Below are 13,933 nucleotides of genomic sequence, written 5' to 3' on the forward strand. Positions count from 1 at the left end.
CGATCAAGACTCGGTTTGCGATTTCTGAAACAGCGCGAAACACGCTTCCGCCAACGCAGAGCGCGGGGCGCTGCGGCGCATGATCAGCCCCAGGCGCGCCAGGGTATGGGCGTCTTCGATCGGTTGCAGGCGCAAATGCTCGGTCAGCGCGTCCAGGCCACCGTCCAAGGGCATCACCGCACAGCACAGCCCGCCGTGGACCGCTTGTAACAACTGATGGACCGCGTCGGTCTGCAACAGTGGTTGCGGGTGCAGGCCCCGGCTATGGAAGTTGTGATCGATGGACTGCCGGAAGTGCATGCCGCTGGTGAGCATGCCCAGCGGCAGTTCGATCAGGGCTTCCCAGCTCAGGGGCTTTTCGCCGAAGCTGAAATAGCGTTGGTCGTACAGCAGGCCCATGCGGGTTTCGCCGAGGGCCAGGGAGTCGAAGCGCTCGTTGTCCAGGCGGTCGAGGTAGGACACGCCGAGGTCCAGGCGATTGCTCGCCAATTGTTCGAGGATCTGTTCAGAGCTGAGGGCCGACAGCTCAAAGCGCAGGCTTGGGTGTTCTGTGTGCAGTTGTTGCATCAGCGCCAACGGATCGAAACTCGACAGCGGCACTACGCCCAGGCGCAACGTCCCCACCAGGTTGCCGCGACAGGCTGCGGCTTCGGCCAGCAGGCCGTCATACGCCGCCAGCACCGTGCGCGCCCAGGCCAGCACGCGCTCACCCGGGGCGGTGAAACCTTCGAAGCGCTGGCCACGGTTGACCAGTGGCAGATCGAGTTCTTCTTCGAGGCTGCGCAGGCGCATCGACAGGGTCGGCTGGGTGATATGGCAACGCGCGGCCGCCTGGCCGAAGTGGCGCGTCTCGTCGAGGGCGATGAGGAATTTCAGCTGCTTGATGTCCATCTTCGCTCCAGGGCTTATTCCAATGGCGGGGGGATTCTAGCGTGTTTGGGTCTTTAGGCGGCTGGGAACCCAGATCTGTTGGGCTGGTCTAGTCTTTGGCATCTGGAACTCAAACCCAAGGAGAGAGCAGCATGAGTATTTTTAGCTTTGTTAAGGAAGCCGGCGAAAAGTTGATCGACCTGTTGACGCCGGGTAATGCGAACGTCAGCGAGCAGTTGAAAGAGCATGTGGCCAAGGTCGGTCTGGGTAATCCGAACGTACAGACCACGGTTGACGGCGACAAGGTGACCGTGACCGGCGAAGTCGCCAGCCAGGAAGAGAAAGAGAAGATCCTGCTGGCGCTGGGCAATATTGCCGGGGTCGCGAGTGTGGATGACCAGATCAAGGTCACCGACCCCGCACCGATTGTGGCGGCGCGTTTTGTCGTGGTGAAAAAGGGCGACACCCTCAGCGCGATTTCCCTGGCGGTGTATGGCAACGCCAATCTGTACAACAAGATCTTTGAGGCCAACAAGCCGATGTTGTCGCATCCGGACAAGATCTACCCGGGGCAGACGCTGCGTATTCCCGAGTAGTCCACGCGGTAAACCTGTGTGGGGGCTTGCTCCCACATGGGTTCAGAGTCCGACAATGAGATCCCGGTAGTCCTCGACTGCCGCAAATTCCCCGGTGTCCTTTGGCCCTTTTTTGCTGTCCGGCTCTTTCACCGCCAGCAAATGCCCCACGCCGAAGTCCCTGGCGCTGCGCAGGATCGGCAAGGTGTCGTCGATAAACAGGCTGCGCGCCGGGTCGAAGTCGATATCGGCCTGCAGGGCGTCCCAGAACTGTGGGTTTTCCTTGGCGAAACCGTAGTCGTGGGAACTGATCATCCGCTCGAAATACGGCGCCAGCTCGATGCGTTCCATCTTCAATGACAGCGAATCACGGTGCGCGTTGGTGATCAGGATCACGCGCTTGCCGGCCTGTCGGATCGCCGCCAGAAACGTATCGGCATCCGCACGCAGGGCGATCAGGTGGGCGGTTTCCTGCTTGAGTTCGCGCACCGGGATTTTCAGCTCGGTACTCCAGAAATCCAGGCAATACCATTGCAACTGGCCGGCGTTACGCTCGAACAGAGGCTGCAACTCCATCTCGGCCATGGCACGGCTCACCCCATGCAGCTCGGCGTAGCGTTGGGGCAGGTGTTCCATCCAGAAGTGGTTGTCGTAATGCAGGTCGAGCAGGGTGCCGTCCATGTCCAGCAGGACGGTGTCGATGGCGTGCCAGGGCAAAGAGGGCATGGGGCGTTCTCACGTAAGTAAAGATATCCGACACAGACAATCGGAAAAGCCACGGTATAGTAACCCGATCACCCCAAGGAGCCGCTTATGCGCCAGAAACCCACCGTCCTCTCCCGCGAAATAGTCGCCAGTAGCCGTTTGTTCCGCGTGGAAGCAGTGCAATTGCGCTTTTCCAACGGCGTAGAACGGACCTACGAGCGCCTGGTGGGACGCGGAGCCGGCTACGGCGCGGTGATGATCGTGGCGATGATCGACGCCGAGCATGCGTTGCTGGTGGAGGAATACTGCGGCGGGACCGACGAATACGAGCTTTCGCTGCCCAAGGGTTTGATCGAGCCGGGCGAGGATGTGCTGGCGGCGGCGGACCGTGAACTCAAGGAAGAGGCCGGCTATGGCGCGCGCCAGTTGGAGCACCTCACCGAGCTTTCGCTGTCGCCTGGCTACATGAGCCAGAAAATCCAGGTGGTACTGGCCACCGATCTGTATGAAGAACGCCTGGAAGGCGATGAACCCGAGCCGATGCGTGTAGACCGGGTCAACCTGCGCGAGCTGGCGCAACTGGCGCAAAACGAGCAGTTCAGCGAAGGCCGTGCCCTGGCCGCGCTGTACCTGGTACGAGACCTGTTGACCCAGCGTGGAGTGTTCAGCGCATGAGCGAATTGTTTCTAGGCCACCCATTCATTGCCCCGGTGATCGAGCTGGCGCGCCAGGCCGGTGAAGTCATCATGCCGTTCTGGCGCGCCAATGTGGCCGTGACGTCCAAGTCCGATAATTCGCCCGTGACGGCGGCGGACCTTGCCGCCCATCATCTGATTCTCGCCGGCCTTACCGCGCTGGACCCGAGCATCCCGGTGCTTTCTGAAGAAGACGCCGATATCGACCAGAGCGTGCGTGCCGGCTGGCAGCGCTGGTGGTTGGTGGACCCGTTGGATGGCACCAAGGAATTCATTTCCGGCAGCGATGAGTTCACTGTCAACATCGCGTTGATCGAACAGGGCCGCGTGGTGTTTGGCGTGGTGTCGATGCCCACCAGCGGCCGTTGCTACTTTGGCGGCGCGGGCCTGGGGGCGTGGCGCTCCGATGTGAACGAAGCGCCCAGGCCGATCCAGGTGCGCCTGGCCCCGGCCGCCGGCGAGGCGTTTACCGTGGTTGCCAGCCGCCGACACAGCAGCCCTGAGCAGGAGCGTTTGCTCCAGGGCTTGAGCGAAGGCTTGGGTGAGTTGAAGCTGGCGAATATCGGCAGCTCGTTGAAGTTTTGCCTGTTGGCCGAAGGCAGTGCCGATTGCTACCCGCGCCTGGCGCCGACCTCCCAGTGGGATACCGCCGCAGCCCAGGGCGTGCTCGAAGGTGCGGGCGGCGAAGTGCTGGAGTTGAGCGGCGAGCCGTTCAGCTATCCGGCGCGGGAATCGTTGCTGAACCCGTTCTTCCTGGCGCTGCCGGCCAAAGCCGCGTGGCGCGAACGCCTGCTCACCCTGGCCCGCGCTTAAGGCCTCCGCAGATCAACATGTGGGAGGGGCGGTGCGACGATTTGACTTGCTCCCACTTTGTTTTGTGGCGCGGCGGCTAGCGGTGCAGGACGTACTGGCCGCTGAAAACCACTGCGCGCTCGTCACTGCCGTCATTCACAATCCACGTTTCCAGGGTCAACCGCGCGCGGCCATAGCGCTTGTACGTCGCCACAAAGCGCTTCCACACTTTCTCCTCCGGCGCCTGGCAGATCACGGTCGCGTCTCGTGTGACCGGCAGCGGGTAACTGATCTGCCCTTCCTGGATCACGATATGCCCGTCTTCGAGAATTTCTTCTTCGCGCAACTGCAAGTGCAGCCAACCCCAACCCGCCAAGACCGCGCCGCAATAGAGGCTGCCGCCGAACATGGTGCTCTTGTGGTTGATATTGGCTTGCAGGGGCAAGTGCAGTTGCAATTGGCCGTGTTGCCAGTCGAGCACCTTGAGGCCCATTTCCCGGGTGAGGGGGATGTCGTGGTGGAGGATAGATTCCAGGTAACGGCTGTCGCGGCTCATGGCGGCCTCTTGGTGGGTAGGGTGGGTCATTCGTCGTCGCTGCTGTGGCTGGCGCTGTCGGCAAAGTTGAGGCCGTGCTTGCGCAGTTTGTCATGCAGGGTCTTGCGCGGTACGCCGAGGGCTTCGGCGAGGCTGCGCAGGGAACTGTGGGGGCGGCTCAGTTCGGCGGCGATCAGGCTTTTTTCGAACTGTTCGACTTGTTCGCTCAGGCCGCCGGGGGTGGAGGTCAGCAGGCCGGCGGAGAGATTGTCCGGGGTGTTGTCCAGCGCCAACTCCAGGCCCAGGGCGAAGCGCTCGGCGGCGTTCTGCAATTCCCGCACATTGCCCGGCCAACTGTGGCGCAGCAGCAGCGCGCGCTGGCCCGGCTGCAATTCGTGCAGCGGCAGGCCATGGCGGCTGCTGGCTTCGTCGGCAAAGTGCTGGAACAGCATCAACGCATCTTCACCGCGCTCACGCAGCGGTGGAATGCGCAACGGCGCGACGTTGAGGCGGTAATACAAGTCGGCGCGGAAGCGGCCCTGGTCGGCGGACTGGCGCAGGTCTTCCTTGGTGGCGGCGATGATGCGGATATCCAGCGGGATCAGTTGATTGCCGCCCAGGCGCTCGACCACGCGCTCCTGCAGCAGGCGCAGCAGCTTGACCTGCACGTCCAGGCTCATGCTTTCGATTTCGTCGAGGAACAATGTGCCGCCGTTGGCGAATTCGAATTTGCCGATGCGGCGTTTTTGCGCGCCGGTAAAGGCGCCCGGCTCGTGGCCGAACAGCTCGCTTTCGACCACCGACTCGGCGAGCGCGCCAGCGTTGATCGCCACGAAAGGCCCGCTGCGCCGACTCGACAAGTCGTGCAGTGCGCGGGCGACCACCTCTTTGCCGGCGCCGGTTTCGCCGAGGATCAATACATCGGCCTTGGTTGCCGCCAGCGCGCCGATCTGCTCGCGCAGGCGCAGCATTTGCGGGGAATGCCCGACCAGGCGCGTGCTCAATTGCTGGCGATCGCTGAGGGCCAGGCGCAGGCTGCGGTTATCCAGCACCAGCCGGCGCAGGGCCAGGGCGCGACGCACGCGGTCGAGCAGGGCGTCGCTGGCGAACGGCTTTTCGAGGAAGTCATACGCACCGGCACGCATGGCCTGCACCGCCAGCGGTACATCGCCGTGGCCGGTGATCAGCAGCACCGGCAGCTCCGGGTCCTGGCCGTGCAGCTCGGCCAGCAGCTCCAGGCCGTCCATGCCAGGCATGCGAATATCGCTGACCACCACGCCCGGCCAATCCCGCGACAGCTGCGCGGTGAGGCCGGTGGCTTCGCCCAGGGGCAGGACTTTCAGCCCGGCCAGGTCCAGGGTCTGGCACAGGGCCTGACGCAAGTGTGGATCGTCGTCGATCAACACCACCTGAATCTGGTTATCGATACTCATACACTGCGGTCCTCGGACGGTTGCAGACTGACGCCCGGCGAGCCGGCACGCAATTTCAAGGTTAACAGCGCGCCGCCTTGCTTGTGGTTGGCAAACAGCAGTTCGCCACCAAAGGCACGCATCAAGGTGTCACAGATCGCCAGGCCCAGCCCGAGGCCCTGGGTGCGGGTCTTGGTGGTATAGAACGGCTCGCTGGCGCGTCCCAGGGCTTCCATGCAAAACCCCGGGCCGTTGTCGCGAATGTACAGGTTGACGCCCTGCTCGGTGGTTTCGGCACTCAGCCAGAGTTTGCGCGGCGGGCCTTTTTCGGTGAGGGCGTCGAGGGCATTGGCCAGCAGGTTGCCCAGCACCTGGCGTAGGCGGGTTTCACCGGCCTCGACCCACAAGGTCGCCTCGGGCAAATCGCGGATCAGCTCGACTTCCATCGCGCGCCGCCGTTTGGCCAGCAACGCCAGCGCGTCGTCCAGTGCCGGTTGCAGGGCGACGCTTTCCGGCGCATGCCGATCGCGGCGGGCGAACGCGCGCAAGTGGGCGATGATCGAGGCCATGCGGCCGGTCAGTTCGCTGATCAGTTTGAGATTGCCGCGCGCGTCGTCGGTTCGCTCATGGTCGAGCAGGATTTCGGCGTTTTCCGCGTAGCTGCGAATCGCCGCCAGGGGCTGATTGAGCTCGTGGCTGATGCTCGCCGACATGGTGCCCAGCGCCGACAGTTTGCCCGCCTGCACCAGGTCGTCCTGGGCGCGCACCAGTTCCTGCTGCGCATGTTCACGCTCCAGCACTTCCTGTTTCAGGCGCCGGTTGAGCCCTTCCAGGTCGCTGGTACGCTCGGCCACGCGCATTTCCAGTTCGCGTCGGGCCTTGGCTTCGAAGGCGATGCGGTCCAGGTAGTGCCGACGGCGCTGCATCATCAGGCCCAGCAGCAACATCAGCACCAACAGCGTGGCGCCGCCCACCGCGACCACGGTGCGTACCGGGCGGTTGATCAACGATTGTGGCGCGAGGATCTCCACGTTCCAGCCGGTTTCGGCGATGGCCGTGGATTGGCGCAGCCAGGCCGTCGGGCTCAAGGCCAGCGGTTGCGGATCGCGGGTCGGGTAGGGCTGGATCGCGATGATCGCCTGGTGCTCTTCGTCCGTCAGTGGCCGGGTGGCGCGGAACCGCCATTGCGGGCGCGAGGTCAGGATCACGACGCCGTTGTGGTCGGTGACCAGCAGTTGCTCGGGGGTGTTGCCCCATAGGCTTTCGGTGTGGTCCAGGTCGACCTTGACCACCAGCACACCGATGACTTTCTCGCCATCGCGCACCGCGGCGGCGAAGAAGTAGCCGCGTTTGGCCGAGGTGGTGCCCAAGCCGAAGAACCGGCCCAGGCGTCCGGCCATGGCTTCGCTGAAATACGGGCGGAACGAGAAATTGCGCCCGACGAAGCTGTCTTGCTTGTCCCAGTTGGACGCAGCGAGGGTCTTGCCGGTGGTGTCCATCAGGTACATCACTTCGACCCCGGCCTGGGCGGCGACGTCCTTGAGCAACAGGTTGGCGTTGGCCAGGTTGGTACTGACCTGCGGTGCCGCCAGCGCGGTGCGCAGGGCTGGCAAGTCGCCGAGGATCTGCGGCAGCACTTCATAGCGGTGCAGGGTGCCCAGCAGGTTGGCGACGTACAGGTCGAGGGTCTGGCGGTTCTGCCCGGCCAGTTCGCTGCGGTAGTAGCGCTCGGCCAGGTGCTCCAGCGGCCACAGCAGCGGCGCCAGGCACAGCGCCAACAGGGCGAGGCTGCGCCAGCGGGGTCTTCGCGGGAGGGGTGGGGTCATGGGAGTCATGCGCCTGAGGGTACAGGCGCATTATGCCTAGTGCTGCTGTGCAAGACACTCGCGCAATGCGTCTTGCCACTGTGGCTGGCTGACCTGCCACTGCTGTTGCAGGCGGCTGCAATCGAGGCGCGAGTTCAGTGGGCGCCTGGCTGGCGTCGGGTAGGCGCTGGACGGGATCGCTTCCAGGTCGGCGCAGGGTTTGCCTGTGGCGCGCAGGTGCTCGCCAATCGCCTGGGCGAAGCCGAACCACGACGTTTCGCCTTGGGCGGTCAGGTGATAGACACCCCAGTCGCCCGCTTGCCCGGCCTGCCAGCGCTCGATCAACGCGCGGGTGCTGTTGGCGATGGTGCCGGCCCAGGTCGGCGCGCCGATCTGGTCGGCGACGATCCGCATCTGCGGTTTTTCTTGCAGCAGACGCTGCATGGTCAACAGGAAGTTCTTGCCGTGAAGGGAGTAAACCCAACTGGTGCGCAGGATCAGGTATTCGCCCCCGACTGCCACGATCGCCTGCTCACCGGCGAGCTTGCTCTGGCCGTAGACGCCCAGCGGGTTGGGTGTGTCGGCTTCGGTGTAGGGCGCAGGTTTACTGCCGTCGAACACGTAGTCGGTGGAGTAATGGATCAGCGGCACGCCCAAGGCCTTGGCTTCTTCGGCGAGAACGCCGGGCGCGGTGGCATTGATCGCGAAGGCCGCGTCCGGCTCGCTTTCGGCCTGATCGACCGCGGTGTGGGCCGCGGCGTTGATGATCAGGTCGGGGCGATGGGCGCGCACTTGTTGGCGGATCTGGTCGACGTGAGCCAGGTCCAGCCTGTCGCGGCCCAGCACGATGAGTTCGCCCAGGCCCAGGAGCCGTTGTTGCAGCTCTTGGGAGAGTTGGCCGTGTTGGCCGGTGATCAGGATCTTCATGGGAACAGGTCGGCTTCCATCAGCAGTTTGCCGGCCTGGTCCTTGGAGGACAGTTGCGGCGGTTCGGTCAGTTCCCAGTCGATGGCCAGCGTAGGGTCATTCCAGAGGATGCTACGCTCGGCGCTCGGTTGGTAGTAGTCGGTGGTCTTGTAGAGGAATTCTGCGTAGTCGCTCAACACCACGAAACCATGGGCGAAGCCTTCCGGCACCCACAGTTGGCGGTTGTTCTGTGCCGACAGGCGCACGCCGACCCATTGACCGAAGTTCGGCGAGCTGCGACGAATGTCGACGGCTACGTCGAGTACTTCGCCGGCAATGACACGCACCAGTTTGCCCTGGGTATGTTCAAGCTGATAGTGCAGACCCCGCAGCACGCCTTTTTGCGAGCGTGAGTGGTTGTCCTGCACGAAGTCGCGCTGCAGCCCGGTGGCCGCTTCAAAGGCACGGGCATTGAAGCTTTCGTAGAAAAAACCGCGCTCATCACCAAACACTTTCGGTTCGAGGATCAGTACGCCGGGCAGTGAGGTTTGCACTACATTCACGGGTGTTCTCCGGCCAGCGAGTACAGGTATTGGCCATAACCGGTCTTGCCGAAGTACTTGGCGCGTTCCAGCAGATGGTCACGATCGATCCAGCCATTCTCGTAAGCGATCTCTTCAAGGCAGGCAACTTTCAGCCCTTGGCGGTGCTCGATGGTCTGCACATAGGTCGAGGCTTCGAGCAGGCTGTCGTGGGTGCCGGTGTCGAGCCAGGCAAAGCCACGTCCAAAACGCTCCACATGCAAGTCGCCGCGCTTGAGGTAAGCGTTGTTCACGTCGGTGATCTCCAGTTCGCCACGGGGCGAGGGCTTGACCGCCTTGGCGATCTTGATCACGTCGTTATCGTAGAAATACAGGCCGGTGACGGCATAGGGCGACTTGGGCTTGGCTGGTTTTTCTTCGATGGACAGGGCGCGGCCTTCCTTGTCGAAGTCGATCACCCCAAAACGCTCCGGGTCCTTGACCCAGTAGCCGAATACTGTCGCCCCGGACGGGCGCTCGGCCGCGGTGCGCAGTTGATCACCGAAGTGTTGGCCATGGAAAATATTGTCGCCCAGGATCAGGCACACCGGATCGTCGCCGATGAATGCTTCGCCAATGATGAAGGCTTGAGCCAAACCATCCGGCGACGGCTGCTCCGCATAGCTGAAACGCACGCCGAACTGGCTGCCATCCCCCAGCAGATTGCGGTATTGCGGCAAGTCCACCGGCGTGGAGATCACCAGGATGTCCTTGATTCCCGCGAGCATCAGCACCGAGATCGGGTAGTAGATCATCGGCTTGTCATACACCGGCAACAGTTGCTTGGACACGCCCAGGGTGATGGGGTGCAAACGGGTGCCGGAGCCGCCGGCCAATACGATTCCCTTTGTCATGCAATCAGATCCTTCATGTCGGTATTGCCCAATCGTTCGCCCTGATAACTGCCGTCCTGGACCCTGCGGCACCATTCCAGGTTATCGAGGTACCACTGCACGGTTTTGCGCAGCCCGGTTTCAAAGGTTTCTTGCGGCACCCAGCCCAACTCGCGTTCGATCTTGCTGGCGTCGATGGCGTAGCGCTGGTCGTGGCCGGGGCGGTCCTTGACGAAGGTGATCAGGTCGGCAAAGTGCGCGACACCGGCCGGGTGTTGCGGCGCCAGCTCTTCCAGCAGGGCGCAGATGCTGCGTACCACGTCGATATTCTTCTGCTCGTTGTGGCCGCCGATGTTGTAGGTCTCGCCGACCACGCCTTCGGTCACCACCTTGAGCAACGCACGGGCGTGGTCTTCGACGAACAGCCAGTCGCGGACCTGCAAGCCGTCGCCATAGACTGGCAACGGCTTGCCAGCGAGGGCGTTGAGGATCACCAGGGGGATCAGCTTCTCGGGGAAATGAAACGGCCCGTAGTTGTTCGAGCAGTTGGTCAGCAATACCGGCAGGCCATACGTGCGCTGCCAGGCGCGAACCAGGTGGTCGGACGCGGCCTTGCTGGCCGAGTAGGGCGAGCTGGGGGCGTAGGGCGTGGTTTCAGTGAACAGATCGTCCACGCCGTGCAGGTCGCCGTACACCTCGTCGGTGGAGATGTGGTGGAAGCGGAACGCGCTCCTGGCCGGCTCTGCGAGCGTTTGCCAATACGCGCGGGCAGCTTCCAGCAGGCTGTAGGTGCCGACAATGTTGGTCTGGATAAAATCCGACGGGCCGTCGATGGAACGGTCCACGTGGGACTCGGCCGCCAGGTGCATGATCGCCTGGGGCTCGAAGCGCGCGAGCACGGCGCTGACGGTGGCCTGGTCGACGATATCGGCCTGGACGAACTCATAGCGGCTGTTGGACGCGATGCTGGTCAGCGACTCCAGGTTGCCGGCGTAGGTCAGTTTGTCCAGGTTGAGCACTTCGTGCTCGGTGTGTTGAATCAGGTGGCGGATCAGGGCAGAGCCGATGAAACCGGCACCACCGGTGATAAGAATACGCATGTCGGGGGGCCTTTTCCTTAGACGGACATTTAGCGAATGGGGCATAGCTTGAGTTGTGACGCGGATCTGTGCAAGCGCGGCACGTTGGGGGGTTGCTTAACCCCCATCAACAATGGCGATATAGGCGCCTGATAAAAACAGAGGTCTTCATCATGTTGCTTGCCACGTTGATCCATCGCACCAGCCTGCCTTGCCCGCAAGTGGGGCCCGATCAGGCTGCACACTTGCTTGAGCGGCATTATGGCCTTGGCGGCACATTGCAATCACTTGGCAGCCAACAAGACCTCAACTACAGCGTCGACACCCACCATGGCCGCTTTGTTCTGAAAATCTGCCTGGGCGACTACGCCGCCGTCGAATTGCACGCCCAGCACGCCGCGCTCCACGCCTTGCAGGCGCAGGACGGGTTGCGCGTCCCCCGAGTCATCAAGGCCCTGACCGGTGAGGACCTGCTGACCGTGACCGTCGACGGGCAAACCCTGCACCTGCGGCTGTTGGATTACATCGACGGCCAGCCCTTGACCCACCTGCCTCACGTGGGCCGCGAGGTCATCGCAGGCTTCGGTGACTTGTGCGGGCGGATGAGCCAGGCGCTGGCCGATTTTGCGCATCCGGGCCTGGAGCGGACCCTGCAATGGGACCCCCGCCACGCGCAGGAACTGATCAGCCACCTGCTGGCGACCCTGCCAGACCTGCCCCACCGCGCGGCATTGGAGCAAGTCGCCGAGCAGGTCGGTGAGCGCATTCGGCCCCTGGCGGATCACTTGCCGTGGCAAGCGGTACACATGGACATTACCGATGACAATGTGGTCTGGCAGCGCGATGCCCTGCGTCATTGGCAGATCCAGGGGGTGATCGATTTTGGCGATCTGGTACACACCTGGCGCATCGCCGACCTGTCGGTGACCTGCGCCGCCCTGTTGCACCATGCCCAGGGCGATCCCTTTGCCATTTTGCCGGCAATCCAGGCCTGTCACGCCGTTACGCCGTTGCAGCGCGAAGAACTGCAGGCGCTATGGCCGCTGATCGTCGCCCGTGCGGCGGTGCTGGTGCTCAGCAGCGAACAGCAGCAACGCCTGGACCCCGATAACGACTACCTGTTGAAAAACGCCGAGCATGAGTGGGAAATTTTCCAGGTTGCAACGTCGGTGCCGTTTGAATTGATGGAGGCGGCGATCCTGCTCTGTGTCGGGCAGACGCTGCCACCGATCGCCAGCGAGGGGTTCGCGCCGCTCTTGCCGGGGCTGGTGGGACGCGAGTTCGCGCTGATCGACCTGGGAGTGCTCAGCCCACACTTCGAAGCGGGCAATTGGGAGCAGCCGGGGATTGACCGGCGCTTACTGGACGAGGCTGCGGCGGTTCACGGGTTGGCCGCCAGTCGCTACGGCCAATACCGTTTGTCGCGCACCTGCCCGGACAGCGCCACCGAGCCGCAGACGTTCCCGCTGCATGTCGAGTTGCACCTGCCCCACGGTACAGCGGTGGAGGCGCCCTTCGCTGGGGTGCTGCGTGTCGGTGCCGATGGCTTGCTGTGCGTGCAGGATGGTCCGTTGAGCCTGCGCTTGTGGGGCGTAAGCACCTCGTTGAGCGCGGGAGCGGCGGTGGTGGAAGGGCAAATACTGGGCGAGGTCCATGCCCCCCTGACCGTGCAATGGTGCCGCGCTGACGTTGAGCCACCGCTGTTCTGCACGCCGAGCCGGGCGTCGGCGTGGCAAGCGCTATGCCCGTCACCCTCGGCGCTGCTGGGGCTGGCCTGCGATGCCGAACCCGAGCTCGACCCCCAAGCCCTGCTGGCGCGACGCGACGCCAGCTTCGCGCGCTCGCAGAAGCACTATTACGTCGATCCGCCGCGCATCGAACGAGGCTGGCGCAACCATCTGATCGACATGCAGGGGCGCTCCTATCTGGACATGCTCAACAACGTCGCCGTGCTCGGCCATGGTCACCCCCGCATGGCAGCGGTGGCAGCGCGGCAGTGGTCGCTGCTCAACACCAACTCGCGCTTTCACTATGCGGCGATTGCCGAATTCTCCGAGCGCTTGCTGGCGCTGGCGCCGGACGGCATGGACCGGGTCTTCCTGGTCAATAGCGGCACCGAGGCCAATGACCTGGCCATCCGCCTGGCCTGGGCCTACAGCGGCGGGCGCGACATGCTCAGTGTGCTGGAGGCCTACCACGGTTGGTCGGTGGCGGCGGATGCGGTGTCCACGTCGATTGCCGACAACCCCAAGGCCCTGAGCAGTCGTCCGGACTGGGTCCACCCGGTGACCGCGCCCAATACCTATCGCGGCGAGTTCCGCGGGCAGGACAGCGCGCCGGATTACGTGCGAAGTGTGGAACACAACCTGGCGAAAATCGCCGCTAGCCAGCGCCAACTGGCCGGCTTCATCTGTGAGCCGGTGTATGGCAATGCCGGGGGCATCTCCCTGCCGCCGGGCTATTTGCAGCAGGTGTATGCGTTGGTGCGCGCCCAAGGTGGCGTGTGCATCGCCGATGAGGTTCAGGTGGGTTATGGCCGCATGGGGCATTTCTTCTGGGGCTTTGAAGAGCAGGGCGTGGTGCCCGATATCATTACCATGGCCAAGGGCATGGGCAACGGTCAGCCGTTGGGGGCGGTGATCACCCGTCGCGAGATTGCCGAGGCGCTGGAGGCCGAGGGGTATTTCTTCTCGTCTTCGGGGGGCAGCCCGGTCAGTTGCCGGATCGGCATGGCGGTGCTGGATGTGATGGAGGAAGAAAAGCTCTGGGAAAACGCCCAAGTGGTCGGCGCGCATTTCAAGACGCGGCTGGAAGCCCTGATCGACCGTCACCCGTTGGTCGGCGCGGTTCATGGGTCCGGCTTCTATCTGGGCCTGGAGCTGGTGCGCGACCGGCATACCCTGGAACCCGCCACCGAAGAGACCACACTGCTGTGCGACCGCTTGCGTGAGCTGGGGATTTTCATGCAGCCGACCGGTGATTACCTGAATATTCTCAAGATCAAGCCGCCGATGGTCACCTCCAGACGCAGTGTGGATTTCTTTGTCGACATGCTGTCGAAGGTGCTGGATGAACAGCTATAAATAATCGATTGTTATCGGTTAAATGCTGTCATATTTATCGGCTATATTGTTTTTATGCTTTT

The 13,933-nt window shown here is 63.2% G+C and carries 13 protein-coding genes; 4 read left to right on the top strand and 9 right to left on the bottom strand.

The features are described from left to right. Positions 1 to 3: 3 nt before the first annotated feature. Entirely contained in the window at positions 4 to 891 is an 888-nt protein-coding gene (locus tag RGV59_RS07225) for a LysR family transcriptional regulator (RefSeq protein ID WP_017848560.1), read from the bottom strand. A gap of 131 nt (positions 892 to 1,022) precedes the next feature. Here RGV59_RS07225 and lysM point away from each other — a divergent pair, with 131 nt between their 5' ends. Beyond that, a complete protein-coding gene (gene lysM, locus RGV59_RS07230) occupies positions 1,023 to 1,466 on the top strand; it encodes a peptidoglycan-binding protein LysM (RefSeq protein ID WP_126585934.1) in 444 nt (147 codons plus the stop codon). 42 nt (positions 1,467 to 1,508) lie between these two features. Here the strand turns inward: lysM and yrfG are convergent, their stop codons facing one another. Further along, positions 1,509 to 2,171: a GMP/IMP nucleotidase gene (gene yrfG / locus RGV59_RS07235; RefSeq protein WP_046385044.1), complete on the bottom strand. Its 663-nt coding sequence runs from the start codon at positions 2,169 to 2,171 to the stop codon at positions 1,509 to 1,511. Positions 2,172 to 2,258: 87 nt separating this feature from the next. On the opposite strand from yrfG, the gene nudE reads away from it, so the two are divergent. Further along, on the top strand, positions 2,259 to 2,825 hold the full coding sequence (gene nudE / locus RGV59_RS07240; protein ID WP_017848557.1) for an ADP compounds hydrolase NudE: 567 nt from the start codon (positions 2,259 to 2,261) through the stop codon (positions 2,823 to 2,825). After that, the gene (cysQ, locus tag RGV59_RS07245) at positions 2,822 to 3,658 is read left to right on the top strand and encodes a 3'(2'),5'-bisphosphate nucleotidase CysQ (RefSeq protein WP_017848556.1); all 837 of its coding nucleotides are present in this window, start codon (positions 2,822 to 2,824) and stop codon (positions 3,656 to 3,658) included. Before nudE ends, cysQ begins: the two co-directional genes overlap by 4 nt. 76 nt (positions 3,659 to 3,734) lie before the next feature. Here the strand turns inward: cysQ and RGV59_RS07250 are convergent, their stop codons facing one another. From RGV59_RS07250 to rfbB, 7 genes are read right to left on the bottom strand one after another with little or no spacing between them, the layout of a single operon-like run. Then, positions 3,735 to 4,193, bottom strand: coding sequence for a YiiD C-terminal domain-containing protein (locus RGV59_RS07250; protein WP_126585933.1), 459 nt, complete (start codon positions 4,191 to 4,193; stop codon positions 3,735 to 3,737). Between the two features lie 26 nt (positions 4,194 to 4,219). Further along, entirely contained in the window at positions 4,220 to 5,605 is a 1,386-nt protein-coding gene (locus RGV59_RS07255) for a sigma-54-dependent transcriptional regulator (RefSeq protein ID WP_017848554.1), read from the bottom strand. Next, the gene (locus RGV59_RS07260; RefSeq protein WP_046488743.1) at positions 5,602 to 7,410 is read right to left on the bottom strand and encodes a sensor histidine kinase; all 1,809 of its coding nucleotides are present in this window, start codon (positions 7,408 to 7,410) and stop codon (positions 5,602 to 5,604) included. The genes RGV59_RS07255 and RGV59_RS07260 overlap by 4 nt, the downstream gene beginning before the upstream one ends. Before the next feature lie 36 nt (positions 7,411 to 7,446). Continuing rightward, entirely contained in the window at positions 7,447 to 8,316 is an 870-nt protein-coding gene (gene rfbD, locus RGV59_RS07265; RefSeq protein ID WP_126585932.1) for a dTDP-4-dehydrorhamnose reductase, read from the bottom strand. After that, positions 8,313 to 8,858 carry a dTDP-4-dehydrorhamnose 3,5-epimerase gene (gene rfbC / locus RGV59_RS07270; protein ID WP_046385038.1) on the bottom strand — a complete coding sequence of 182 codons (546 nt, stop codon included), beginning with the start codon at positions 8,856 to 8,858 and terminating at the stop codon, positions 8,313 to 8,315. Before rfbC ends, rfbD begins: the two co-directional genes overlap by 4 nt. Further along, complete coding sequence (rfbA, locus tag RGV59_RS07275) at positions 8,855 to 9,730, bottom strand: glucose-1-phosphate thymidylyltransferase RfbA (protein ID WP_046488739.1); 876 nt, start codon at positions 9,728 to 9,730, stop codon at positions 8,855 to 8,857. Before rfbA ends, rfbC begins: the two co-directional genes overlap by 4 nt. Continuing rightward, positions 9,727 to 10,809, bottom strand: coding sequence for a dTDP-glucose 4,6-dehydratase (gene rfbB, locus RGV59_RS07280; protein WP_046385036.1), 1,083 nt, complete (start codon positions 10,807 to 10,809; stop codon positions 9,727 to 9,729). The genes rfbA and rfbB overlap by 4 nt, the downstream gene beginning before the upstream one ends. Positions 10,810 to 10,961: 152 nt before the next feature. On the opposite strand from rfbB, the gene RGV59_RS07285 reads away from it, so the two are divergent. Continuing rightward, positions 10,962 to 13,871 carry an aminotransferase gene (locus RGV59_RS07285; RefSeq protein WP_126585931.1) on the top strand — a complete coding sequence of 970 codons (2,910 nt, stop codon included), beginning with the start codon at positions 10,962 to 10,964 and terminating at the stop codon, positions 13,869 to 13,871. The last annotated feature ends 62 nt before the right edge of the window (positions 13,872 to 13,933 follow it).

The organism is Pseudomonas sp. FG1 (assembly GCF_034313875.1).
GTDB lineage: Bacteria > Pseudomonadota > Gammaproteobacteria > Pseudomonadales > Pseudomonadaceae > Aquipseudomonas > Aquipseudomonas veronii.